General features: G+C 39.5%; 25 protein-coding genes and 1 tRNA gene. 19 read left to right on the top strand and 7 right to left on the bottom strand.

Annotated features, from left to right (window positions below; translation table 11 throughout):
• Positions 1-251 precede the first annotated feature (251 nt).
• From NXS00_RS16350 to NXS00_RS16330, 5 genes are all read left to right on the top strand, one after another.
• Positions 252-326 (top strand) — tRNA-Val (locus NXS00_RS16350).
• Positions 327-516: 190 nt separating this feature from the next.
• Positions 517-1,101, top strand: coding sequence for a FecR family protein (locus NXS00_RS16345; RefSeq protein ID WP_258100317.1), 585 nt, complete (start codon positions 517-519; stop codon positions 1,099-1,101).
• A 69-nt stretch (positions 1,102-1,170) separates the two neighbouring features.
• Entirely contained in the window at positions 1,171-1,899 is a 729-nt protein-coding gene (locus NXS00_RS16340; protein ID WP_258100316.1) for a hypothetical protein, read from the top strand.
• A 14-nt stretch (positions 1,900-1,913) separates the two neighbouring features.
• Positions 1,914-2,327 carry a hypothetical protein gene (locus NXS00_RS16335; RefSeq protein WP_258100315.1) on the top strand — a complete coding sequence of 138 codons (414 nt, stop codon included), beginning with the start codon at positions 1,914-1,916 and terminating at the stop codon, positions 2,325-2,327.
• 103 nt (positions 2,328-2,430) lie between these two features.
• Positions 2,431-2,853: a DoxX family protein gene (locus tag NXS00_RS16330; RefSeq protein ID WP_258100314.1), complete on the top strand. Its 423-nt coding sequence runs from the start codon at positions 2,431-2,433 to the stop codon at positions 2,851-2,853.
• 348 nt (positions 2,854-3,201) lie between these two features.
• Here NXS00_RS16330 and NXS00_RS16325 read toward each other — a convergent pair whose 3' ends face one another.
• Positions 3,202-3,663 carry a MaoC family dehydratase gene (locus tag NXS00_RS16325; protein ID WP_258100313.1) on the bottom strand — a complete coding sequence of 154 codons (462 nt, stop codon included), beginning with the start codon at positions 3,661-3,663 and terminating at the stop codon, positions 3,202-3,204.
• A 189-nt stretch (positions 3,664-3,852) separates the two neighbouring features.
• Between NXS00_RS16325 and NXS00_RS16320 the strand changes: the two genes are divergently transcribed.
• The 3 genes from NXS00_RS16320 to NXS00_RS16310 are packed head-to-tail and all read left to right on the top strand — an operon-like array spanning position 3,853 to position 7,962.
• Positions 3,853-4,686, top strand: coding sequence for a universal stress protein (locus tag NXS00_RS16320; RefSeq protein ID WP_258100312.1), 834 nt, complete (start codon positions 3,853-3,855; stop codon positions 4,684-4,686).
• Between the two features lie 6 nt (positions 4,687-4,692).
• Complete coding sequence (locus tag NXS00_RS16315) at positions 4,693-5,541, top strand: GNAT family N-acetyltransferase (RefSeq protein WP_258100311.1); 849 nt, start codon at positions 4,693-4,695, stop codon at positions 5,539-5,541.
• Between the two features lie 3 nt (positions 5,542-5,544).
• Complete coding sequence (locus NXS00_RS16310; protein ID WP_258100310.1) at positions 5,545-7,962, top strand: bifunctional UDP-N-acetylmuramoyl-tripeptide:D-alanyl-D-alanine ligase/alanine racemase; 2,418 nt, start codon at positions 5,545-5,547, stop codon at positions 7,960-7,962.
• 52 nt (positions 7,963-8,014) lie between these two features.
• Here NXS00_RS16310 and NXS00_RS16305 read toward each other — a convergent pair whose 3' ends face one another.
• Positions 8,015-8,869, bottom strand: a complete 855-nt coding sequence (locus NXS00_RS16305; RefSeq protein ID WP_258100309.1) for a hypothetical protein — start codon at positions 8,867-8,869, stop codon at positions 8,015-8,017.
• A gap of 128 nt (positions 8,870-8,997) precedes the next feature.
• On the opposite strand from NXS00_RS16305, the gene NXS00_RS16300 reads away from it, so the two are divergent.
• Both NXS00_RS16300 and NXS00_RS16295 read left to right on the top strand, forming a co-directional pair.
• On the top strand, positions 8,998-10,881 hold the full coding sequence (locus NXS00_RS16300) for a tetratricopeptide repeat-containing sensor histidine kinase (RefSeq protein WP_258100308.1): 1,884 nt from the start codon (positions 8,998-9,000) through the stop codon (positions 10,879-10,881).
• The gene (locus tag NXS00_RS16295; RefSeq protein WP_258100307.1) at positions 10,878-11,570 is read left to right on the top strand and encodes a LytR/AlgR family response regulator transcription factor; all 693 of its coding nucleotides are present in this window, start codon (positions 10,878-10,880) and stop codon (positions 11,568-11,570) included. Before NXS00_RS16300 ends, NXS00_RS16295 begins: the two co-directional genes overlap by 4 nt.
• Positions 11,571-11,576: 6 nt before the next feature.
• Here NXS00_RS16295 and NXS00_RS16290 read toward each other — a convergent pair whose 3' ends face one another.
• Both NXS00_RS16290 and NXS00_RS16285 read right to left on the bottom strand, forming a co-directional pair.
• Positions 11,577-12,350: a hypothetical protein gene (locus tag NXS00_RS16290; RefSeq protein WP_258100306.1), complete on the bottom strand. Its 774-nt coding sequence runs from the start codon at positions 12,348-12,350 to the stop codon at positions 11,577-11,579.
• Positions 12,351-12,454: 104 nt separating this feature from the next.
• Entirely contained in the window at positions 12,455-14,221 is a 1,767-nt protein-coding gene (locus tag NXS00_RS16285; protein WP_258100305.1) for a hypothetical protein, read from the bottom strand.
• Positions 14,222-14,350: 129 nt separating this feature from the next.
• Here NXS00_RS16285 and NXS00_RS16280 point away from each other — a divergent pair, with 129 nt between their 5' ends.
• From NXS00_RS16280 to NXS00_RS16265, 4 genes are all read left to right on the top strand, one after another.
• Complete coding sequence (locus NXS00_RS16280) at positions 14,351-16,216, top strand: tetratricopeptide repeat-containing sensor histidine kinase (RefSeq protein WP_258100304.1); 1,866 nt, start codon at positions 14,351-14,353, stop codon at positions 16,214-16,216.
• The gene (locus NXS00_RS16275; RefSeq protein ID WP_258100303.1) at positions 16,213-16,851 is read left to right on the top strand and encodes a response regulator; all 639 of its coding nucleotides are present in this window, start codon (positions 16,213-16,215) and stop codon (positions 16,849-16,851) included. Before NXS00_RS16280 ends, NXS00_RS16275 begins: the two co-directional genes overlap by 4 nt.
• A 30-nt stretch (positions 16,852-16,881) precedes the next feature.
• Complete coding sequence (locus NXS00_RS16270) at positions 16,882-17,286, top strand: hypothetical protein (protein ID WP_258100302.1); 405 nt, start codon at positions 16,882-16,884, stop codon at positions 17,284-17,286.
• Between the two features lie 121 nt (positions 17,287-17,407).
• Complete coding sequence (locus NXS00_RS16265; protein WP_258100301.1) at positions 17,408-18,655, top strand: DEAD/DEAH box helicase; 1,248 nt, start codon at positions 17,408-17,410, stop codon at positions 18,653-18,655.
• Positions 18,656-18,667: 12 nt separating this feature from the next.
• Here NXS00_RS16265 and NXS00_RS16260 read toward each other — a convergent pair whose 3' ends face one another.
• Both NXS00_RS16260 and NXS00_RS16255 read right to left on the bottom strand, forming a co-directional pair.
• Positions 18,668-19,222 carry a hypothetical protein gene (locus NXS00_RS16260; protein WP_258100300.1) on the bottom strand — a complete coding sequence of 185 codons (555 nt, stop codon included), beginning with the start codon at positions 19,220-19,222 and terminating at the stop codon, positions 18,668-18,670.
• A 25-nt stretch (positions 19,223-19,247) separates the two neighbouring features.
• A complete protein-coding gene (locus tag NXS00_RS16255; protein WP_258100299.1) occupies positions 19,248-19,400 on the bottom strand; it encodes a hypothetical protein in 153 nt (50 codons plus the stop codon).
• Positions 19,401-19,521: 121 nt separating this feature from the next.
• On the opposite strand from NXS00_RS16255, the gene corA (NXS00_RS16250) reads away from it, so the two are divergent.
• The 3 genes from corA (NXS00_RS16250) to purE all read left to right on the top strand — a co-directional run bounded on the left by corA (NXS00_RS16250) (position 19,522) and on the right by purE (position 22,275).
• The gene (gene corA, locus NXS00_RS16250; protein ID WP_258100298.1) at positions 19,522-20,496 is read left to right on the top strand and encodes a magnesium/cobalt transporter CorA; all 975 of its coding nucleotides are present in this window, start codon (positions 19,522-19,524) and stop codon (positions 20,494-20,496) included.
• 115 nt (positions 20,497-20,611) lie between these two features.
• Positions 20,612-21,751 (top strand): 5-(carboxyamino)imidazole ribonucleotide synthase, encoded by a 1,140-nt coding sequence (locus NXS00_RS16245; RefSeq protein WP_258100297.1) that lies wholly within the window; start codon positions 20,612-20,614, stop codon positions 21,749-21,751.
• Complete coding sequence (gene purE / locus NXS00_RS16240; protein WP_258100296.1) at positions 21,748-22,275, top strand: 5-(carboxyamino)imidazole ribonucleotide mutase; 528 nt, start codon at positions 21,748-21,750, stop codon at positions 22,273-22,275. Before NXS00_RS16245 ends, purE begins: the two co-directional genes overlap by 4 nt.
• Before the next feature lie 74 nt (positions 22,276-22,349).
• On the opposite strand, the gene NXS00_RS16235 is transcribed toward purE, so the two are convergent.
• Positions 22,350-23,360, bottom strand: a complete 1,011-nt coding sequence (locus NXS00_RS16235) for a TerC/Alx family metal homeostasis membrane protein (protein WP_258100295.1) — start codon at positions 23,358-23,360, stop codon at positions 22,350-22,352.
• A 181-nt stretch (positions 23,361-23,541) separates the two neighbouring features.
• On the opposite strand from NXS00_RS16235, the gene NXS00_RS16230 reads away from it, so the two are divergent.
• Complete coding sequence (locus NXS00_RS16230) at positions 23,542-23,763, top strand: hypothetical protein (RefSeq protein ID WP_258100294.1); 222 nt, start codon at positions 23,542-23,544, stop codon at positions 23,761-23,763.
• On the top strand, positions 23,760-24,887 hold the full coding sequence (corA, locus tag NXS00_RS16225) for a magnesium/cobalt transporter CorA (RefSeq protein ID WP_258100293.1): 1,128 nt from the start codon (positions 23,760-23,762) through the stop codon (positions 24,885-24,887). The genes NXS00_RS16230 and corA (NXS00_RS16225) overlap by 4 nt, the downstream gene beginning before the upstream one ends.
• Positions 24,888-25,007 lie beyond the last annotated feature (120 nt).

Below are 25,007 nucleotides of genomic sequence, written 5' to 3'. Positions count from 1 at the left end.
CCAAGCCTGTATACTTCAATCAGGATTAAAGTAATCTCTGTAAAGTGCAAATAGGACTTTGTAGTATCATTGTAAACTACATCTAGTATTAAGTAATAATCTGTCAACTTATTTTAGGATGGGTCCGAAGTAGTTCTTTAACACTAAAAATTGGACCAGGTCGTCTGGCTGGTAATAGCCGGACGACTTCCCTTAATTCTATTTTTTATTGTGCAGACTTCTTCTATTTTTGTCCTCCAATCATCATGAATGGAGTGTTAGCTCAGTTGGTTTAGAGCACTGTCTTGACAGGGCAGGGGTCGTTGGTTCGAATCCAATACACTCCACATTTTTGAGTGACTTTATCGTTAAATCATAAACAATGAAGTCACTGGCCTAAACGGCCCTATTCGAATCCAGTATATCCCACTTCCAAAACTCATCTTAGGATTTAAAAAATCATTACCCTATGTTTCCAAGGAGGCAATCCACTCCAATCGAATTCAGTATATTCGAAAACCATTTTAGACTATACCCATGATTAGAATATCTACATTAACAGTGAGTCTTCTTTTTGTAGCTTTAATTTTCTCATCTTGTTCAAGCTCCGAGAATGTAAAGACCAATGATAGTTTTCAAGCAGTGAAACTCCCTGATAATTCCATTGCTCTACTGAACCAAAATAGTTCAATTGAATACAACAAGGATTTCAAAAGTCGTATAGTTAAGCAAACTGGAGAGGTATTTTATATGGTGGAAGAAGGTATTTCGCCGTTCATAGTCGAAACAAACAAAGATCAAGTATTGGTTGTCGGAACGGAGTTCAATGTAAAAGCCGACAATGAAGAATTAGAGGTAGAAGTAGAATCCGGCACTGTAAAATTAACAGCTGATAAAGTAGAAAAAGATATCCGACGAGGTGAAAGGGCTGTAGTTAGTGAGGCAGAGAAAGGCATTCAAGTTGCCAAAGCAGAATTTGACTACAAGGGCTGGACTAAGAATCTAAATAGCGATTTGGAAAAGCTCGGCCGAGAAATCAACAGAGGGGCCAAGCAACTTGAAAAAGAAACCAAGAGACTCGGCAAAGACATCAACAAAGAGCTAAAGAAACTGGGGAACTGATCTGAAAGAAGCTATTGTCTCTTGCCATTCATAAGCGATTCCGTTATTTTGGAGGAAATAATGATTGCTATGAAATTATTTTCTCCTGCTTTTTTAATTGCGTTAACTATCTTTTGCTCATGTCGCCATGAACCCAAACCCACCTTAGTTTATCCCGCTGACTCTACCTCGCAAGTGCAGGAACAAGTGTTGATAAAAGACACAACATTAATTCTTACCGGCGAGCTTCCTATTTATTTCGATAGCACTGATCATTTACTTTTCCCTATCGGTTCAATTAAATTATCTCAGAGAAGCAGCAAAATTTATTTCGGATCTGGAAGTTCAGGAAACAGTTCTTTTTCAATTGGATATTTAAGCGGAAACACATTTTCTGGGGATTTGGATAATGTAATGATTCAACACTTAGACTCCTCAATCTTTAGGCCTCTTTTTGAAAATGAAATCAAAATCAGAAGTCTTCAGTTTCTTAAATCAATTAGTAAGCTTACTAAACAAAACTGGATTGTGCTTTCTATCACTGATAGAGACACTAACAATGATGGCAAATTGGATGATGAAGATATTGAAAGCCTCTATGCATCATTTATAGATGGCAAGAACATGGTAAAACTCACTCCAGAACTTCATGAACTATTGGATTGGAAAATTTTAGAGGTGAACAAAAGATTGTATTTCAGAACTATTGAGGATTCGGATCGAAATGGAAATTTTGATAAGCAAGACATTATTCATCATTTCTATTATCAGCTCGACAAATTGGATCAAGAGGTAAAAGAGTATTTTCCACTACAATAGAATTCAATCTCCCCATGACCTTCACTCGCCATAATCAACTAATTAAACTCACTCCCGCACTTATCGCTAGCTTGTTTGACATGACCGTCACAGCAATTGGACAATCTCCAGAATACTGGTCAGGCAACTTACAACAAGCAAATGAAGCGAATCCAGTTGGTGGATTTTTTATGTCCAATCACATCTCGGGACTGTTTGCGGCCTCTGGTGTTGAGATTCTATTGATCATTGTCTTAGGACTTTATTTACCTGAGAAAATCACCAAATATCTCCTTCTGTTTGTTCTTATAGCCCACACTTGTGCTGCAGGTAGTTGGCTTCATGGCTTCTGGCCAGTGATGGGACTAGCGCTTTTTAATTCAATAATCTATATTCTTGCTCAGGACCTGGCAAAGAAAAGAGCGTCAAGTATGTCAGTTAAAACCTGAATAATCCATTCATCAAAATCATGCTTCAAATGCTCCTTTGGAAATGGATATCGCTTTTGGTCTGACTAATTTTACGTCAGCAACCAAAATCAAATAGTAAGCTATGTTAAGAGACTTTCTTTCTCCGTATATCAAATCGGATAAGATCAATTGGGCATCATTAGTCCTACGTGTAGGTTTAGGCGTATTAATGATTCCTCACGGTTATGGCAAATACACTCGTTTTGATAATCTGAGTGATAAGTTCATGGATTTCATCGGACTGGGTAGTACTGTATCCCTGAGCCTGGCCATTTTCGCAGAACTAATCTGTTCAGCGTTGTTGATCCTGGGTTTAGGCACAAGAGCCATTTTAATTCCTTTGATCATCACCATGATTACAGCAGCTTTCATAGCGCATGCAGGCGACCCACTGGGTGACAAAGAACATTCCCTGATGTACTTGATCGGATATGTATCCATCTTCATCATGGGAGCAGGTAAGTACTCCCTTGATGCAATGGTCTTTAAGCAGAGAGCTTTTTAATTAACGTCACTGAATTTCAAATTGAACAAAGGACGAGCCTTATTCATTTTAGGACAATAAGGGTCAAAATCAGATTAGAAATAAAAACTGTTTGAGTCGAGATAGAACTCAAATCCTATAAAGAATTAAACAAGACGAGTTTTTTTATTTCCTGATTTTGATCTTTAGTGGACGTTAAGAAATGAATTCAGCTCTAGATTTTTGCCTACTTTTCATCGATGGAAAAGTAGGTTCACAATTTCAAAATGTTTGAAGAATAAGATAAGTCTCTGTGCTTCTAAATCTAGTATCTAGATAAAATCAGAAGACACATAAAAACAAACTTTCTTATCTAATAATCTTAACGAATTAAGAATCGAAGTGATAAAGCAAAATCATGGTAGCTGTGAAGGCGGGTTTTTTCTCGCCTACCACTTCCATTCTCGCACCAATTTCTGCTTTACAGATTCCACGAAGGTTCGTTACGTTTTCCAGATGAGCTGAAAGCAATAGCTTACTTCCCACTGGTACCGGCTGACCAAATTTCAGATTGTTCATGCCGTAGTTCACCATCATCTTTAGATTTTTTGCTACCAAGATCTGCTCCCACATGTTAGGAACGAGCGATAAAGTAAGGTAACCATGAGCGATTGGCTGACCGAAAGGCCCCGCTTTTGCTCTTTCAATATCGACGTGAATCCACTGGTGATCTAATGTTGCATCAGCAAACTTATTGATCTGTTCTTGTGTGATTTCTAGTGGTTCAGAAGTACCCAAATCTTTTCCTACATAGGTGGAAAACTCTTCGAAACTACTTATCTCAATTGGCATGACAATTAATTTTTTTCTGATTTAGGGGGTGAAGATAATGTGTTTCTACAGAATAAGAAACTCAAAAATCAGGAACGATATTTCCTACCGCTATGGCGAATGAAAAAAGTCATGTGGATGAACGACCTATTTCGTTGGGAAATTCATAGGAGGAGGTTACTTTTAATTTATAACAAGAAAGCCTGAGAAATGAATATTAAAAATATACTGGTTCCTATAGATTTTTCCGCATGTTCTAAAAATGCGCTGAAAGTAGCGATACAGGTGGCCAAGCCGCTGAATGCAAAAATACACATGGTCAATGCAGTCCATGTGCACCATCCTCATCCAGATTTTGTTGGTGGCAGTTTGATTGACTCCATCATGATGGATTATGAAACACAAGTAAAGCAAAGCTTTGCTGAGCTGGAATCTGAAGTGATCGAACTGAAAGACGTACCTCATGAAGCTGACCGCTTTGTGTCTTATCTGACAGATGCTATTTACTCAGAGTCCGAGCAAAAAGACATTGACTTGATCATCATGGGTACGAGAGCGGAGCATGACTCAATCGAGCACCTGATAGGTACCAGAGCAACCGACATCATAGAGACTTCTAAGGTACCAGTGATTGTCATCCCGGAAAACATTCATGAGTTTGCTCCAAAAAAGATTGGGTTTGCCTCTGATCTTTCTGAAATCAAAAACACTAAACGATTGGACTTGATCGGGGTGTTTGCCAAGATGTTTGATGCGAAAGTATATGTCTTCTCTATTGTGGATGACCCAGACAAGTTGACTGCACAAGACCAGAAATTATTAAAGGAAATTTCAGAGCGTTTCAAAGATTACAATTGTTCAGCACGTACCGTCCAGGGCAACTCTACCACCAAGGGGATTGTTGAATTTACAAAGACTCATGAATTAGACTTGCTAGCGATGATTCCGAGAGAGTATTCTTTTTTTGCTAAACTCTTTAGAAAATCAGTGACGAAAAATATCGCTATTGATATAGATATTCCGCTACTCAGCTTCCATGAGTAATCATTCATGAGCGTTCATTTTACTGAGTACCGCACCGAATACTTCGAGGAACTCCTTGATGCTTTTCTGGATGCCTTCTCGAAGTATTTCGTTTCATTTCGTCCAGGCAAAGAGCAGTTTCATAGGCGTATTTACTCCAAGTTCAATATTTCAACAGAACTGAGTGGAGTGGCCATGTCTGGAAATAAGATTGAATCATTCATTCTACATACAATCAATACCTACCAGAAAAAGAAGACGATTTATAATGGTGGGACTGGCACCCGGATCAATAGACAGGGTGAAAAAATGGCTAATCGACTCTATGAATACCTATTTCCGAAACTAAAGGCAACTGGCGCCGAGCGTGTGTTATTGGAAGTAGTAGACAAAAACATGCGAGCCCAGAAGCTTTACGAAAACCTGGGATTCAAATTCACCAGAGTACTGAAATGCTACAAACTCACAGATCAAATTAAAGTATCAAATAACACTAATTTAACTATTGAACCTGGTGAATGGAACGACTCATTGATTAACAACTTGAGTTTTGAACCATGTTTTATGGACAGCACCAATCAACTACACTACAACCTGAAACACGAAAAAGTATTGATCGCCAGAATGGACAATCAACCTGTAGGACATTTGGTTTTTCAACCAGATTTAGGCCGTATTTCACAATTAGCAGTGCACTCCGATCATCGCAAAAAAGGGATAGGGAAGCAATTGGTATCAGCGTGTCATCAATATACTCATTCAGCAGAATTGACCATTCTCAATATTCCAGAATCTGAATTAGAAACCACAGATGCTTTAGAAAAAATGGGGTTCATGAATGAAATTGATCAATTTGAACTCGAATTGATAATTTAGCCTATGCTAATCAGCGAAATAGCGTCAATACTTCAAGCAACATTTCTGGCTCAATCTGAAGATCTGGCAATCAATACTATTGTCTATGACTCCAGAAAAGCCACAGGATCGGCCAATGAACTATTCATTGCATTGCCAGGGAGCAATCATGATGGACATGAATATATTTCCGCATTGATTCAACGTGGATGCAAGAATTTCCTGGTCGCTAAAAAGATTCAACATTCATCTTCGGATATCAATATCCTTCAGGTAAAAGATGTGATGGCAAGTTTTCAGCTACTTGCTCAAACTCATAGATCCAAGTTTCAAATCCCCGTGGTGGGTATTACTGGCAGCAACGGAAAGACCATTGTGAAGGAATGGCTCTCTACGCTATTGAGTCATCAATTCGAAGTAGCAAAAAGTCCCAAAAGCTTCAATTCTCAGCTTGGAGTACCCCTATCCCTTTGGCCACTGAATGAATCCCATGAAATCGGTGTGTTTGAAGCAGGGGTTTCTAAAAAAGGCGAGATGCAAAGGCTGGCCAACATGATTCAGCCTTCTATTGGAATATTTACCAACATTGGTGAAGCACACTCTGAAGGATTTGAAAGCCTGGAGGAAAAGCTGGAAGAGAAAGCACTGCTGTTTGACAACTGCCAGCAAGTGATTTGTCGCTATGGGCATTCGATCATTAGATCCTATTTAGTCAAACACAGTCCTAAATTGATTACCTGGGGCATTGACGAACCAAAAGCTCATATCAACTTTCATAAAACGGACATTCACCACTACCACACCAAGGTGAATAATGTCCCGCACAACTTTCATATACCCTGGAGCAATGACCTGGATCTTGAAAATTTATTTCATGTGATCTCTGCTGCCCTTTTACTGGGTGAAAAAGAAGAATATATTCAAAAAGGTATTGACGAGCTGAAACCTGTACCCATGCGCCTGGAGTTGAAGCGTGGACAAAATAACTGCTACATTCTCGACGATACCTACAACAATGATTTGTTGGGACTTCAAGTGGCATTGGATTATCTCAAGCAACAGCCACATAAGTCAAAAACGACTGTCATCCTTTCTGATATTCTACAGTCTGGTAAGACAGCTCAGGAACTCTATCAGGCAGTCAACCTGCTCATGAAAAACCATGGAGTAAGTCAGCTGGTCGGAATCGGCCAGGAAATCTCAAACCATCAGAATCAGTTTGACTTACCTTTTCAAGGATTTAACAGTGTTAATGACTTTCTAAAGGCTGCACCTTTATTTGCTGATGAAACCATCCTGGTTAAGGGTGCGAGGAAATATGGCTTGGAAAAAATAGTCGGTTATCTGGAGGAGAAAAGCCATGGTACAGTGATGGAGGTCAATTTTGAAGCCATCACTTACAACCTCAACCTTTACCGCTCCAAACTGAATCCATCTACCAAACTTATGGTGATGGTCAAGGCTTTTGCTTATGGAGTTGGTGTAGAAGAAATCGCTCATTTACTACAATATCACCAGGTGGATTATCTGGGAGTGGCTTATCTGGACGAAGCCATTAACCTTCGCCGGAAAGGCATTGATGTTCCTATCATGATCATGAATGTCAATCCTGATAGCCTGGGCATTTTGGAACCGTTCAATCTGGAACCTGAGATTTACAGCATAGGCATGCTCAATAAATTGCTGGAAGAAACAGATACACCTCCTCCTATTCACTTGAAAATCGAGAGTGGTATGAACCGCCTCGGATTCACTGATGATCAATTGGAAGAATTAATTGGAATACTAAAGCAAAATACGCAAGTGAGAGTAGCTGGTATCTTTACGCACTTCTCCAGCGCTGATAGTTCTTCAGAAGATGAATACACTGATCAACAGGCCAAAGCGTTTAATCAGGCTTATGATTTACTCTCTGAAGCATTAGGATATCAACCGATTAAACATGCAGTGAATTCAGCAGGCATTGTCCGTAAGCCAGAGTATCAGTTTGACATGGTAAGATTGGGCATAGGCTTGTATGGATTCGATAGCTCGAATGAGCTTCCAGGTTTGAAAACCATCAGTACTTTGAAAACTAAAATCTCTCAAATCAAACGTGTCAAAGCTGGAGAGTCCATCGGGTATTCCAGAAAAGGGAAACCAACAACGGATTCAGAAATAGCAACCATCGCAATAGGTTATGCCGACGGCTATACCCGTCTTTTTGGCAATGGGAAAGCCTATGTATTGGTAAATGGTCAGCAAGCACCTACTATTGGGAACATTTGCATGGACATGACCATGATCGATGTGACCGGAGTGATGGCCAAAGAAGGAGATGAAGTAATCATCTTTGGTGAAAAACCAAACATCACAGAACTAGCACACTGGAGCGGTACTATTCCCTACGAGATCCTGACGAATGTGAGCCAGCGGGTGAAGCGTGTGTTTGTGAGTGAATGAAAAAGGCCAGCATCTCTGCTGACCTCAATCCCGACCAAGGTCTTAATGTTAGCTATCTATTTCTAACTTGCTCAGCTACATCACAGCTTACCTTTTTCTCCACATTCATACTGTTGAAAAAAGTAATGGAATACCTATCTCCTGATGTTGAACCTCTACCGTAGCAACTGTTGTATTTACAAATACCATCTTTCGTAAGCATGTAATATGCCTCAAACTTGAATTCCGTATTAGATCCGGCCTTGTAAGCAAAGTATCTTAGATTAACAGTAGTTACATCATTTGCAGGCCATTTGGTCTCCATATAAGATTCAATAGCATCTGCTAATCCTGGGTTGTTTATGGCATTAGAAGCATTTCCCGTTTTGTAAAATTCAAGGATTTCTTCATTGTCTTTAGCCATATAACCAGCCCGCAATGAAAGAGGAATGTTAATTGTTGCCTCTGAAAGTGTAATATCATTTCCATTTAGATCTGCATCAGTTGATAGCCAAACTTTGATTTCAAAATCACGATCTGGCCAATCTTTTTCCGCTAATCGTCTCATTACATCATTTACTCGATCTCCATCAATTGTTTGAGTTACTATATCTCCAGCTTTTGCTACTTTTTTCCAGTTCTTGTAGCCTTCCTTCGATCCGCTGGAATAATATACTTCATCAAGATAAAATTCTTCTTCACCTCCTCCTACATACAAGGAGTAATTAACAGCTCCAGTAATGTTTAATGGGGCAGCAAATGCCTTGTTGGCTTCAGCTTCATTGATGGGAAACTCAACAGTGTACTCTTTAGTGCCAGGTACAATCTGGTTGGTCTCCTGTCCATCTGCATAAACAGTTGCAGTACTTTGGGCAATTGATTGATTGGCACAAACTAATGCCAACATTAAATAGGTGATTCTTTTCATGGTCTTACGATTTTATATGACCAATCTAAGATCAAGTTTGACTAGCCTCAGAATCTTTTGAGTAAACGACACATTCTTTGAGCCAACAACACTTCTCCTGTTTTCAAAGATCCTTTTATCTTAACGGTGTGAAGTTCCATTACACATGCCTATTTATTCTCCATTTTATACCCATAATTTCCTATGGGCAATCAGCAAGCGAAATAGATTCGCTCAATTCTCAATCTTCCAATTTACTTTTTATTCAAACAGACTCTGCGCAGAGATTGGCTCAAAAAGCACTTGAATTAGCGAAAACCATTGATGATACCCTGAGAATGGCTAATGCTAATCATAATTTAGGCCTTACCTTCCATGTCCAGGGGATGTTTGAAGAGGCATCCAGTCACTATCAAAGAGCAATAGAACTAAGGCGAGGTACAAAAGATGAAGATAAAATTGCCGGCTTGATGAATAATTTGGCTTCTATTCAGGTAGCTCTCGGAGATTACACAAGGGCACTTGCCCTGTATCAGGAGTCTTTGTCTCTTAAACTAGCAGCCGGAGACAAAGCAGGTGCGGCAAACACACTCAATAACATTGGTATCATTCACTATGAAAACCAGAATTTTGAAGAGGCTCTTTCCTATTATCAGCAAGGTTTGGCTTTAAGACAAGAATTAAATATCACTGAGCGTATTGCCGCATCTCTTGGCAATATAGGATTGGCATACTATGACATGGGATTGTATGAGGAAGCGTTGGATTATTACATGAAAGGCTATCTACTAGTCAAAGAATCGGACGAAGTATGTAGCATGGTCTATCTGGCCAATGGATTGGGATTTGCCTATTATGGGTTGGATAGCCTGAACAAGTCCAAGTATTACAGTCAGCTGGCATATGATGCCGCCAAAGAGTGTAATGACCCTACGGTAATTGCAACCGCGGTGAATAATCTCGGTAAAATCAACTTCAAACAGGGCAGAAAAACGCTTGCAGAAAAACAATATCTTGAAGCTTATAATGTGGCACAAACCAATCAGCTGTATTCAGAACTAAAAGAGCTGTGCTTTTCACTTTACGAATACTATAAACAGTCTTCAGAACCAGATAAAGCCCTACACTACTATGAAAAGTTTGTAAATGTTCGAGATAGTCTAGAAAGCAAAGAGGTAACCAAAAAAATCACCACCCTTGAACTAAACTATGAATTTGAAAAGAAAAAAGACTCCTTAAGCTTCGCACAGCAACGTGAGCTCATGGTGTATTCCGCAGAATCCAATAGACAGAAAGTCATCAAGAACTACACACTTATCATCCTGGCGATGACCCTCATCATCATAATCATTCTGTTTATCAACTATTCCAATAAGCAAAAATCCAACAAAGAACTCTCTTCCAAAAACAACATCATATCTTCCGCATTGCGGGAGAAAGAGCTGCTGATTAGAGAAATTCATCACCGGGTAAAAAATAACCTGCAAGTCATCTCCAGCATGTTGAATATTCAACATAAAACAGTTCAGGATACCTCTACCAAAATAGCGCTTCAAGAAACCCAAAACAGGGTTTTGGCTATGTCTATGGTTCATAATAGTTTGTACAATGGTGAACAGATCAATTTGATTGAGAGTGACCAATACGTTCATGAACTCTTGGACATTTTGGAAGATGCCATAGTGGATGACCGAATAGAAATCATCAGAAAAATTGACTCATTTACCATAAAGTCTGACTTAGCTATTAATCTAGGGCTACTGATCAACGAGATTTTCACCAATGCTGTAAAACATGCCTTTACAAGCGAAATTTCAAACCCACAGATTTGCATTACTTTAAATAAACAAAGCAATTATTTCGTGTTGGATATTGCTGATAATGGCATTGGATCATCTAACCAATCAAATACTTCCAAAATCTCGTTTGGAACCAACCTGATTGAATCTGTGGTACAGACCATACGTGCAGAGATGATCCAGTCAGCAGAAGGAGGCACTACCATACGAATTACAGTACCATTGGACGCATGAAAAAGATCCTAATAGTAGAAGATGAACCAATGATTGCTCAAGACCTGATGCTAACTGTGAAAGAGGCAGGATACTCTGTGGTGGGCCCATGTGACCGAGCAGAGCGGGCACTGGAACTGTATCAGTCCGAAAAACCTAGCCTGGCTTTATTAGACATTAACATTCATGGATCAAAAGATGGGATTGAATTGGCTGAGTTAATTTCAGGGCAAATTCCGTTCATTTTTATCACATCCTACTACGATGAAGCTACCCTCAAGCGTGTAGAAAAAGTCAATGCTCAGGCTTATATCTTAAAACCCTTTCGAGATGAGGAGGTACTGATGAACATTCGGCTGGCCTTTGCCAAACAACAAACTCAACCAGCTAATCCTAATCAGGTTAACCTGCTTATTAGATCTGGCGCCAATTCTGTAGCCATATGCCCAAGTGACGTAGTTTATGCCCGAGGAGAAGACAACTACACCAGAGTCGTTCTCCGCAACAAGGAACAGCATGTGATCAGTCAAACTTTAAAGGCTTTTCAAGAAAAATTAGATGACCAGTTTTGCAGAGTGCATAAATCCTATGTCATCAACTCCGCATTGATAGAAGGGATTAGTTCCAGAAAAGTGTTGGTTCAGGGTAATGAAATTCCACTTGGCCGGAGCTACAAAGCGGCATTCATGGATAGCTTGAATTTGAGCTAATTTTCATCACTTAAAGTGCCAACCCAGATCAAATAAAAACCCGAAAATATAGTAAGCAGGTCCTTTGGGATACACACACAATTCGGCATACCAATTCCAATTCTGGCCTGTAGACAGCACCCCCAATTTAGCTCCATACTCCAATGAATCGTTCATATATTCTTCTACATTAGACACTGGAGCAATCATAACATCTGAATAAACTTGCCAATTAAAATTGGACTCATAATAATATCCCTGATCTTGATTGATCCTAACCTTCGCATGCTTAATCATGCGAAAAGCAACACCACCAGAAAACCCAGTGGTACTAAGTCCTTTTGATGAAATCAAATGAAAGAGACCGGCTCTTGCCAGCAAATCTGCTTTCTTTTGACCATCTACATAAAAATAGGATTCACTGATAGAAGATGAAGAATAACTGTAGTCCGTGATCACTTTCACACGATCATCCTTTCTTCGTCCGGGAATGATTGGAAACATACCGCCTACATCTAAAACACCTGTATTACCCATATCAGACTTACCTACTCCAATAAGCTCCCATCGCATGTTACCTCTAAGGGTAATAGGCAAAACAGGCAGTCTATATTGTGCCACAGCTCCAACGTCGATAGCAGCCCCAGTTCCACCTCCCAAATGAATTGCAAAATCAGGCATAATATACCCTCGGTATTTGTCTACATTGGCTTCTTCCACTCGGTAAGTGATATTTTGTGCATTGATACAAAAAGAAAGAGCCAAAAAAGCAGTCATTAAGATTGGTTGAATTAATTTCATCGTACGATCATTAAGGTTGGTGAAAAACACCCCCATGAATCATGAGGGTGCGGCTCCAAAGAAGTTCTCAAAGCCACATCGGAGCAACTGTGGCTTTGATATGCTTATTTTATTTTAGCTGTGGTCATTTGATATTTTTTACCATCATAACCATGCAAAAATGCAGTACCATCTTCAGCCAGATACATGCCTTCAGCACCAACTAGAATCTCATCATCAATGACCAAAGGCTCTACCATAGCTTCTGTCTTCTTGTTGATCATAATCAGTTTAGCGAAGGCAAAAACTTCATCTATGGTCACCTTGGTGGTCACATAAGTAGTGATATACCCATTGCCGGTAGCGGTCGTTGATTTGACTGAGCTCCCAGGTGTCATTCCATCATTCATTTTTCTATAGAGAATGTAGTACCAATCTCCATTTTCTTTGACAGTGACAGGGTAGTCTATAAATCCTTCACTATTTCGGGATGACTTGGTTTTGCTCCAGCCTCTGACACCAAGAGGAATATTCACTGCTTGCTTAGGTATCCAATGTTCACTAGCAACCAGCTGCTTTAAATCGCCAGAATCGCTATCTAGTCTGATCACGAAGTTGCCAACCTCTTTTATACTGCCCAGGAATAGTATTTCATCTTGAGAGGCTATTATTTCATCAATTACAGGAACCTCCCTTTTCTTAATCAAATACTTAACCTTTTCTCCATCAGGTGAGTCATAGTCATTTAGATCATCCGCCATAAACTTCTTACTGAATGCTATGCTGCCGTTTGCTATTTTGTACAGATTCAGTGATTCGAACTGCGTACCCTTACCGAAGCTCACTGCTGAAACGTAATAAAAGTCACCTACCTTTTTAATGTCAAACTTTGGAGCAACCGTGTTGCTAAGTGACGTACCGATTGGAGGAAAATTAAAATCTTCTAAGTCAAATTCTAGTTTAGATTTTAGGTGGCCCTTGTTATCAAACTCCAGCATCACGACTCCTCTATATTCTGAGTCATTGAATCGAACACGATTGTTTTCAATAGTACCTTTAGTATCTTTTCTTAGTAAAACCACAACTCCATCACTGGTCTTAAGAGATGTAAGGGCATGCATGGTATAATCAAACTCAATGAAGTTCTGCTCCTCCCATTGCATAGACCCAGTATTATAGGTTCCGACCAAATAGCGAGTATTCAGCCAGTCTGGACTTGCATCCATTCCAATTTTAACTCTTCCACTCATAAGGCCACCAAGAACCACCTTCTCTCCTTTTGGCACAAAACCGAAGGAGGCAAATGAAGAAAGTCCCATAAAGCCTTGATCCAGCACTTTAGAGCTATATTTTTCTACTATCGGTCCCTCAGCTAATACAAAGTCCAACATGAGACTCTGATTTTCTTCGCCCATTAATAAAGTCTTTTTGGATTCCTTATCGAACTTATATCCAACAAAGCCAAAAGCGTCGGAAATGGCTTCAAAATGACCATCAAATGCTACCGCATTCCAACCTAGATCCACTCTTTTAATCCAGACCATTTCTTGATTGAAATTTTCGAATTCCTCTTCTTCGGATATCGTTTCATCAATTTCCAGATCGAGTTTCGCTAAGGTGTTGAGGTTGAATAAATCCGTTTCCGGTCCGGATATTTTTCCTGACAAGCTTGTCTTGACCAGGTCATAGCTTCGAGGACTTTTTTTAGTTTCCCGATAGGTATAAATGGTCTGCAGGTTTTCTTTATTGGCATCCCAGTAGGAACCGCCATATTGGCCAAACTTGCGGGCTTTCTTACTAATGGGTAACGCTTCTGTGTTAACATCCAGCTTCTGAGCTGAAGCATACGTGAAAGATGCAATTAGCATCACTAAAATGAATACTTTTTTCATGGCTTTGAGATTTAAATTTTGATATCCCAAAGCTCTTTTCTTATTTTCAGGCTTTCTCTCGTGGTTTCTTCGCAGATGCCTCGTGGTTTTTTGGTATTTTGAACCATATTAACTCTTCACTGCCCGCAAATGATTCGTATTGCCATTCTAGTTCTTCTAATTACTAGTATCAGATATACTAGCTTATGTCAGAGCAAACTAGACTCAACCTTTCAGCAAGTAGTAAAACTCAAAAACTCGGATGTAGATTCTGCTGAGAGTATTTTAAAAACAATAATACCGACCAATAGAAAGGACTCACTTGCCTACAATCGGATTTATGCCTCCATTTTAGATGATAAGGGAGACCTTAATCAAGCTAAAATCATCTTGTCGAAAAACCTTCAGAAGTGTACACCATCAGACACTCTAGAATTAGCTGAGAGCACCAATAACCTGGGATTGATTTATAACCAACTAGGCACGAATGATTCGGCCGCCTATTATCTTCATGAGTCATTATTCTATAGAAAATTACTGGGTGACTCACTAGAAATAGCGTCTTCTCTTGGGAATATAGGCTTGATGTTTAGTAATAACAATGACTTTGAAAAAGCAGAAGAGTACCTTCAGAAAGGGTTAGCAATCAAACTAAAAATAGATGCTCCTAAAGAAAGTCTCGCTCTTTCCTTTCTCAATTTAGGTCTTGCAATCGGAAATCAAAATAGAAACATAGAGGAAACAAACCTTTACAGGAAAGCCCTAAAACTGTTTCTGGAAATCAATGATCTCAAAGGTGCAAGTATGGTTTACAACAATATGGCTTGGAATTATCAACACGTCTTCAATATTCCCGATTCAGCTATAATTCTTTATCGCCAGGCTATCGAGTTAAGAAAAAACTTAAAAAACATTCTAGGCACAGCCCAAAGCACCACCAACTTGGCTGAGCTCTATATACAGCTAGGTAAAAAGGAAGAAGCTATTGCCCTTCTAAAAGAGTCTGAAAAGCTGGCTTTAGAATCCGGTTCAAAAAGGGAATTATATCTTGTAGAGCTAAATTACTCTCGGTTTATGGAGAGTATCGGAGACCATCAGGAAGCATTATCCAAACACCAATTAGCAACCTCCTATAAGGATTCTATGATCAACATGGAAACCCAATCAAAAATTTACAATCTGCAAACCAAATACGAAACAGCAGAAAAAGAGCAAGAAATAGCCAATCAGCAACTAGAACTAACTGAAAAGGAATCTGAAATTCAAGCCAAACGCATTCAAATTGGTGGACTGATTGGAGGTTTGGTAATTCTAATCTTATTTGGATTTATATTCTATAACCAGTACCAAGCCAAACAAAACCAGAAACTTCAATTAGCTATTCTTAATGAAAAAGAACGCGGCTTTGAAAGTGTGATTCAGGCGACAGAAGAAGAAAGAAAGCGAATCAGCAAAGACCTGCACGATGGTATTGGTCAGCAACTGAGTGCATTGAAAATGGCTCTAACAAATATTGCCAGCAATACTTCTGATGAAGACCAACAAGAGGATCTGGAAATGATCATTGATCAATTTTCAAAATCCGCAGAAGAGGTACGGCAAGTCTCGCACCAAATGATGCCACGAACTCTGATGGATTATGGGTTAGTTAATGCGATTGAAGACCTGTTACAAAACAGCTTCAAGTTCTCAGATATCAAGTATGATTTTGAACATCGACTGATTAATGAACGATTTGATGAACGCATAGAGATCAGTCTTTACCGGGTCTTACAGGAACTTATCAACAACATCATCAAGCATTCACAAGCATCTGAAATTTCAGTGCAACTCATCCAGAATAAGGGCAAACTTTTACTTTTTGTGGAGGACAATGGGAAAGGAATGAACAATGACGCTTCTAACGGACATGGTTTACTAAATATCAAAAGTCGATTGGACATGGTAAAAGGCACCGTCAATTATGAACCGAGTCCATCAAGTGGAACATCTGCAACCATCAGCATCCCGGTATGAAAAAACAAATCATCATAGTAGACGATCACGAACTTGTAGCCAAAGGGGTAAGTAAGTTCTTTGATAATCATGAGATATTTGAAGTTGCCAGCATTATCAATGACCCGAAAGAAGCCTTACAGAAGTTACCCATTCTAAAGCCAGAAATTGTCTTAATGGATTTGGACATGCCAGGAATGAGTGGTTTAGAGCTTATTGGACGATTGAAAAAAGAGATGACAGTTACTTCTTTCGTTATTCTTTCGATGCACCTGGATAAGAATACTGTTTCGAAAGCTCTGGAAATTGGAGCAGCGGGCTATGTGTCCAAAAATTCCAAAGAAGGTGAATTTGTTGTCTGCGTAGAAACGGTGGCCAAAGGACAGAATTACTATTCTCAGGAAGCATTGACCGCATTAAGTCAAAACAGTACCTCTCTATCGAAAACGTCTTTTTCCAAAATCTCCAGTTTGACTCCACGCGAAATAGAAGTGCTTAAATTGGTGGCAGATGGACTCTCTAACAAAGAAATCGCTGAAGAACTACACATTGCGGTGCGCACAGTGGAGACACATCGCAAGACCATCATGGAGAAACTAGAAGTAAACAAAGTAGCAGGGTTAGTGAAAATAGCTGTACAAGAAGGCCTGGTATAGTTTTTGTTACAAACAACGCAAACTAAGCCTATGAAAAAGCCACTACTACTCTTACTCTTCGTCTTATGTTCATTTGCGGGTTTCAGCCAGCTGGGTATCTCCTATCATCAGTCTCAACTAAGCTTCTTTGGAGTTAATTACCAGGCAGGAGAACGATTCCTGACGGAGTTTAGGGTAAACACTAATACACTTATAGAAGACCTTTCTCCCGAGCTAGTGCTTCATTACCAATTCATCAAAAAAGAAAGCCATGAAGTCTACGCAGGTATCGGTGGACGATTCCAAATTGATGAAGGCATGGTTGTCCCTTTGGGATTCAACCTATATCCATTTGACAAAAAACAATTCGGCTTTCATACAGAAGTTGCTGCTATAATTGGAGAAAACAATGTCTTTAGAGGCAGCTGGGGGATTCGATACATTTTCAAAAAATAAAGGAAGACGACAATTGCGAAATAGGATTTCACTATGCTGATGTGTTACACAACATAATCAGCTACCTTTGCAGTAAATAGAAATGACATTTGATCTGAATTGTCATCTCAAATCGATTAATATGTCATTTAAAGAACTTGGATTAAAAGAATCCATCCTTACAGCCATTCGCAAAAAAGGCTACGAAAAACCATCCATCATTCAAGAAAAAGCAATCCCCCAGATTTTAGCTGGAAGAGATTTGCTTGCTTCTTCACAAACAGGCAGTGGCAAGACTGCAGGCTTTACTCTACCGATACTTCAATTGTTATCCAATAATCAGGCAAGTAAAAAAAGAGGCATTCGTGCATTAATACTGACTCCTACAAGAGAATTAGCAGCACAAGTGAGCAGTAATGTGGAAACTTATGGAGCCAACCTTCATCTAAAATCCACAGTGATTTTTGGGGGAGTCAATCAAAACCCACAAGTCAGAGCTATCCGAAATGGTGTAGATCTGCTAGTGGCTACACCTGGACGACTACTAGACCTGCACAATCAACGACTATTGTCTTTGGCCAACGTAGAGATCCTGGTTCTGGATGAGGCGGATCGAATGCTGGATATGGGCTTTGTAAGAGACATCAGAAAAATAATGAGCTTGCTTCCTGCGAAAAGGCAGACGTTATTGTTCTCAGCAACATTTTCTGACGAGATCAAAAAACTAACGAAGGAGTTCTTACGAAATCCAGTATCTGTAGAGGCTACACCAGAAAACTCTACTGTTGATAAAATCAATCAAACGGCTTACAGAGTAGATAAAAAACATAAATCGGATGCCATCATCGATCTGATTGCTGGTGGTAAATGGCAGCAAGTACTGGTGTTTACCAGAACCAAACATGCAGCCAATCGCCTCACTGAAAAGATGAACAAATGTGACGTGTCAGCTCTGGCTATTCATGGCAATAAAACACAGTCTGCACGTGTCAAAGCATTGTCCGGTCTGCACAATAAAACGATTCGCGTACTCGTAGCAACAGATATCGCAGCTCGAGGACTGGATATTCCCTTACTTCCACATGTAATCAATTACGAACTACCTAACGTAGCAGAGGATTATGTGCATAGAATTGGGCGTACGGGAAGAGCTGGAGCCAAAGGTGAAGCCATTTCACTAGTGAGTGTGGATGAAATAGATTATTTGAAAAACATCGAAAAACTCATTGGACAAGAACTTCCATTGCAAGTGATTGAAGGTTACGAACCTTCAGACAAGCCAGGAGATGTCAGTAAACCTGCTGCTCAGAAAAAATCGAATTTCAACAGAAGAAGAAATAACAAGAATCGAAATTTTAAGCGTAAGCCTAAAAAAAACAATTCGAAGTAATACTTCCTTGGATTAATGATTCTCCATATAGTCTTTATTAAACTCTTCACTGAGGACTTTGATCGTTCGCTCATAATTCATGATATCACTGAGTAATAAAGCCAACCTTCGTTTGTCATTAGGAGAGCTACTGTAAAGATCTCCATATAGTCCTGTGGTTACCTGATTTAGAGCCAGGTCAAAATTTTCAATGGCTTCATTGATCTTGGCAAGCTTCATTAACAAATCCACCTCAATAACCGTTTGATTGCCTTTTAAGAGAAAATCGGCTCCATTGTTAATGATATCTGGAGTGGACAGGCCATTTACTTTTCGGATCACGTCTACAATGGTGATATTGGTACTATCCGTGTAATAAGTCAGAGTATCGAGTGTACGATATTGCTTTTGAAGGAGACTGTCAATCTGAGCAATGTTGGCCTTGTTCTCCTCTACGATCGTTTGGATTACCTGATCAGTAAACTTTTTCTGTTTCCAGCTTTGCTGAGTATTGCTGATAAACAGTGCCAGTAAAACTCCTGCTGTTACTGGCAGTAGGTCATAGCCAAACTTTTTGTATCCACTCATTCCTTAAAAATAGTGGATTCTTTATTTAACCACCACAACCAAGATTCTTCCGAAAAGCGTCACGTGGGATTTCTGGTTTTTCTTCTTGTTGATTCTTTTCCTTTTCTGCTTCCTGCTCTACTTTTTTCTTCATTTCTTCAAAGCGTTTCTTGGCAGCTTGTTCTTTTTCTTTATCCATATTGAATAAACTGATTTAAGCCAATTCAAGTTTTGATTAACTTTCAAAAACCAATATTGCATATACTACCTTATGTAGGGTTTACATTTGCCTGCTCGTTATGTATAGGTAAATAAATACCATGTTCACACTCACTCAATATAGCTCGACAGATTATCTGGTTGCTGAAGAACTAACTCCTTCAGAAGCTTTCAAACTGGTTGATAAGTCCAAGATCAACTGGCTCGATATTGAAGACACTGAAAAAGTATCTATCGATGAAATTTCTGATCTATTTGATATCCATCACCTGATTGTGGAAGACATCATGAATATTGAGCAGCTACCAAAATTTGAGCGATTTGATGATCATATGTTCTTCACCACGAAAATGCTAAGCTTCAATGAAGACGAAGACCTGATTGTCAAAGAGCACTTGAGTATTCTAATTGTTGAAAACCTTGTGATCACCTTTCAGGAAGGACTACCTGGAGATGCTTTTGACGATCTAAGAAATCGTATCAAGGTGGGAAAAGGAATGGTAAGGAAATATGGTGATGATTACCTGTTCTACAGAATCCTAGAAGCAGTTGTTAATCACTATCATAAAATCATGGAAAAGCTCCGTGGTAAAATTGATTACCTGGAAGCTAAAGCTTTGGAGAACACCTCCATTGACATGATGCAGCAAGTGATTGACATTCAAAAGGATGTCAACCTGCTTCGTAAGTACACTATACCTATGCGTGAAGCATTGGGAAAGATGCGAGTAGAAGCGAATGAGTTTATCGAGCAGACTTCTGTAAACTATTTCCAGGATGTACAAGATAAATTGGACTACCTGGCTGCTTCTTTCGACACTTCACGTGAAATGCTACGTGATTTGATGGACTTGCACCATTCCAATCAAAACAATGAAATGAACCGGGTGATGAAAACCTTGACGGTTGTATCGGCTATTTTCATTCCATTGACGTTCTTAGCCGGTCTGTATGGTATGAATTTCCGGTACATGCCCGAGTTAAATTCCGAATGGGGATATCCTGTAGTAGTCACCGTAATGCTAATGATGGCTGGCGTAATGGCCGTGTACATGCGTGTGAAGAAATGGTTCTAATAACCCACAATAAGGAATGAGCTTTTAGAGGCGCTGATTCGGGCATTTCTTCACATCTTTGCCATGAATTTAGGAGACCGTGTCATCCCTGACATGTAAGATTACTGGTTTAGCTATGAATAAAGATATTACCGACCTTAAAATAGGCGTATTAGGAGGAGGACAGCTTGGACGCATGATGTTGCAATCTTCAACAGATTTCAATTTGGACATTCACATGATCGATCCAGATCCAAATGCTCCATGTAGCAAAATGGCTAATTCCTTTACACAAGGTGCCTTGACGGATTATGACACCATAATGGCTTTTGGTGCAGATAAAGATGTATTAACGATCGAAATAGAAGCAGTTAATACCGACGCACTAAAAGAACTGGAAAAACAAGGCAAGAAGGTTTTCCCGCAGCCAGCTATCGTAGAAATGATACAGGATAAGCGCAAGCAGAAGACTTTTTATAAAGCCAATAGAATCCCAACTGCAGATTTCATCTTGACAGAAAATGCAGAGGAAGTAAAAAGCAATGCTTCTTTTCTACCAGCAGTTAATAAACTGGGAAAAGGTGGGTATGATGGACAAGGTGTACAAATCATCAAAACGGAAGCAGACCTTGAGAAAGCCTTTGATGCTCCATCATTGTTAGAGAAGTTGGTTGATTTTAAAAAGGAGCTAAGCGTTATTGTGGCAAGAAATGAAGCCGGTGAAGTGAAGTGTTTCCCATTAGTGGAAATGGCATTTCACCCTACTGCAAACCTTGTCGAGTTCCTATTTGCTCCAGCAGAAGTTGCCAAAGAAGTAGAAGAAAAAGCCTATGCTCTGGCTGAGGATGTCATTAGCAAATTAGACATGGTAGGTCTGTTGGCTGTAGAAATGTTCTTGACTCAGGATGATCAGATTTTGGTTAATGAGATAGCACCACGTACGCATAACTCTGGTCACCAAACCATAGAGGCGAATATCACTTCTCAGTTTGAGCAGCACTTGAGAGCTATCTTAAATCTTCCTCTTGGCTCAACAGAATTAATCAAACCAGCAGCCATGGTCAATGTACTTGGTGAAGACGGATACACTGGTAATGCTAAATATGAAGGTTTGAATGAATTACTTTCCATTCCTGGAGTACATCTTCATTTGTATGGAAAGAAACTAACTAAACCATTCCGTAAAATGGGACATATCACCATTACGGATGAAAGCACAGAAACATTAAAGACCAAAGCACTGAAGGTCAAAGAAATATTAAAAGTAAAAGCATGAGTAAGCCACAAGTAGGAATCATTATGGGAAGCCAGTCAGATCTTCCTGTCATGTCTGAAGCCGCAGAAATCCTGGAAGAACTAGGTGTTGAAATCGAAGTAACTGTAGTATCTGCACACAGAACTCCTGAGCGCATGGTAGAATATGCCAATGAAGCTGCAGATAGAGGACTGAAAGTAATTATCGCTGGTGCAGGTGGTGCCGCTCACCTTCCGGGAATGGTAGCATCCATGACGACACTTCCTGTTATTGGTGTTCCCGTAAAGTCTAGAAATTCGATTGATGGATGGGACTCTGTACTATCCATTCTTCAAATGCCTGGTGGTATCCCTGTGGCTACAGTAGCTCTGGACGGAGCAAAGAACGCAGGTATTCTTGCAGCTGAAATCATTGGAGCATTTGACAAGAAAATCTCTGCCAACTTGAAGGGATATAAAGAATCTCTGAAAGAAAAGGTTCTCGAATCAGCTAAATCGCTGGAAGAGAATGGCTGGAAAGCTAAGAAAATAGGGTTTACCAAATAAGATCAAAGCCCATAGAAATACAAAAGCCTGAAAGAATCAGGCTTTTTTTATGTCTTATATATAATGTTCGATTATTAAGCTTCTGCCTCTGCTTCCACCATTTCTGGTTTCTTAGGGAAGATTAGAGAGAAGATGATTGATCCTGCTAATACCAGCATAATCACAGCGAAGGATAAGAAGATTGGAATGTGAATGTGATCCGTTCCAAATAAATATCCTAAACCCTTTTGAATGATTTCCATTTCCAACATCATCTTCGCACCAATGAAGATCAATACGATCGATAATCCTTTCTGAAGTAAGTAGAACTTATCAAGAACGTTCGCCAACAAGAAGAACATTGCTCTAAGACCCATTACTGCAAAAATGTTGGATGTATAAATCACAAACTCATTTTGAGAGATCGCAAATGCCGCAGGGATTGAATCAACCGCAAAGATCAAGTCAGTAGATTCGATCAGGATGATGACAAGGAACAAAGAAGTAAATAACCTTTTACCATTCTCCTTTATCCAAAACTTGCCGTCAGCTGGCTTATCTGTGAAAGGAAATATCTTCTTCGCCCACTTAAGGATAGGATTCTTTTCTGGCTCCAAGTCTGGCTCATCTTCTTCACCAAAGATTTTAATTCCTGAATAAATAAGGAATGCACCAAAGATGTAAAGGATCCAGTGGAACTGAGCAATCAAGAACGCACCAACAAAAATGAAGATGGCCCTAAATACAATAGCTCCTAAAATCCCCCAGAAGAGTATATTGTGGTAGTAATCTTCTTTGACATTGAAATACCTCAAGATCAATAAGATCACAAATATGTTGTCAATAGAAAGTGCTTTTTCCGTTACGTAAGCAGAGAAAAACTCAATAGATGCTTGTGGGCCTTCTCCATAAAAATAGATCAAGAAACCATATACAACTGATACAGCTACCCAGAAAAGAGTTTGTAAAAGTGCCTCTCGCTGAGAGACTTTGTGATGCGCCTTATGGAACACGCCCAAATCAACGAGGAGAAAGGCGATAATCACCACTCCAAAGACTCCAAAGAGAAGTCCTTCATTTTCACCAGAGAACAAGGTCAACAACATACGTAACGAATAATTTTAGGGCGTCCCAAAGCTGGCATTTTTTGGAAGCACAAAGTAAGTAAATATATATGAATAAGAAAACTAGGGGGTAAAATCAGTTGATTTCTATCTAACAAAGCGCCGAAATGGACGTTTTTTAATTAACTTTTATCGAAATCTCTAGTTTATTGTACTGACCATTATGATTTGGGACATCATTCTTTGTGGTATTCTCTACACGATTCTCATTGTGTTTGTATTCATTCGCACCAATAAAAACAGGCGAAACAACGATACAGATAGTGATGATGAAGGAGGGTTACCAGTATCTTTGCCACCCGATATTGACTTGCCACCAGGCATATGTCTACCAGATGATGCTCCAAGAAAAACTATTCCAGAAACAGAAGAGGTCCTTGCATGATAAACAGCACATTAAACGAACTCAAGAAGCTTAATAAGCTCAACCCAATTAAATATGTACCCGTTTCCGTAAGCCGTAAGAGACCCAAGACTGGTCTGGCCCCAGGAAGTTTGATTTATACAGGTCAGGTTTACACCGATGAAATCAAAATTCAGGTGATTGACTACACGGATGATCACATTGAAGAAATAGAAATAACTGAAGTAGCTGAACTTGAACGGTTCAACAATCCAGATACTGTCACCTGGATCAATATTCAGGGATTGCATGATGTAGAAGTAATTTCTTCTATTGGCAAGCTGATGGGCCTTCACCCATTAACTATGGAAGATATCCTGGATACAAATCAGAGACCGAAGGTTGAAGAGTTTGAAGACCACCTGTATATCTCTATGAAAATGATCAACCATCTGGAAGATCATAACAAAATAGATATTGAGCAGGTGAGTATAATCGCTCACAACAACTTCGTCATCTGCTTTCAGGAGAAACCAGGGGATGTTTTTAATGATATTAGGACACGTTTAAGAAATGGGAAAGGTAGAGCTCGTAAAAGAGGTGCTGACTATCTATCCTACATGTTAATAGATGTCATCATTGATTTCTATTATGAAACGTTAGATCAGGTTTGGAACAAAATCGAGCGATTGGATGACCTGGTGGTAAGACGTCCAGACAGAATTGAGCTCAATGACATCCAGGTAATCCGAAGAGATTTAATTCAGCTAAGAAGATACATGTACCCAGTTAGAGATGTGGTGCATTCGATTTCCAATTCACAAGGACAGTTCTTCTCTGATCAAACATTAATGTTCGTTCGTGACTCGTACGATCATGCTGTACAGGTAGTAGAAAATCTAGATACCTATCGAGAAATCCTTAATAGTGTCATGGATCTTTACTTATCACAGCTGAGCAATAAAATGAATGAAGTCATGAAAGTCTTGACAGTGATGTCGTCTATTTTCATTCCGCTTACATTCATTGCTGGTATTTATGGAATGAACTTCGAGCACATGCCAGAACTAGGTTGGGCCATTAGTTATCCAGTAGGATTCTGGAGCCTGATTGGTGTGGTAGCAGTGATCATGGTGATCTTCATGAAGAGCAGAAAGTGGCTCTAAATCCAACTATTCACTAGATTCTCAATGAGTTAAGGTTGAAAACTAGTTAGATAATGCACATCTTGCATGTAGTACAAGGTAGTTGTGTACAAATCGACCAGTTTTCAACCACAAATAGAT

It is taken from the genome of Marinoscillum pacificum (assembly GCF_024714495.1).
In the GTDB taxonomy this organism is placed as follows: Bacteria; Bacteroidota; Bacteroidia; order Cytophagales; family Cyclobacteriaceae; genus Marinoscillum; species Marinoscillum pacificum.
This window is presented reverse-complemented; position numbering and strand designations above follow the sequence as displayed.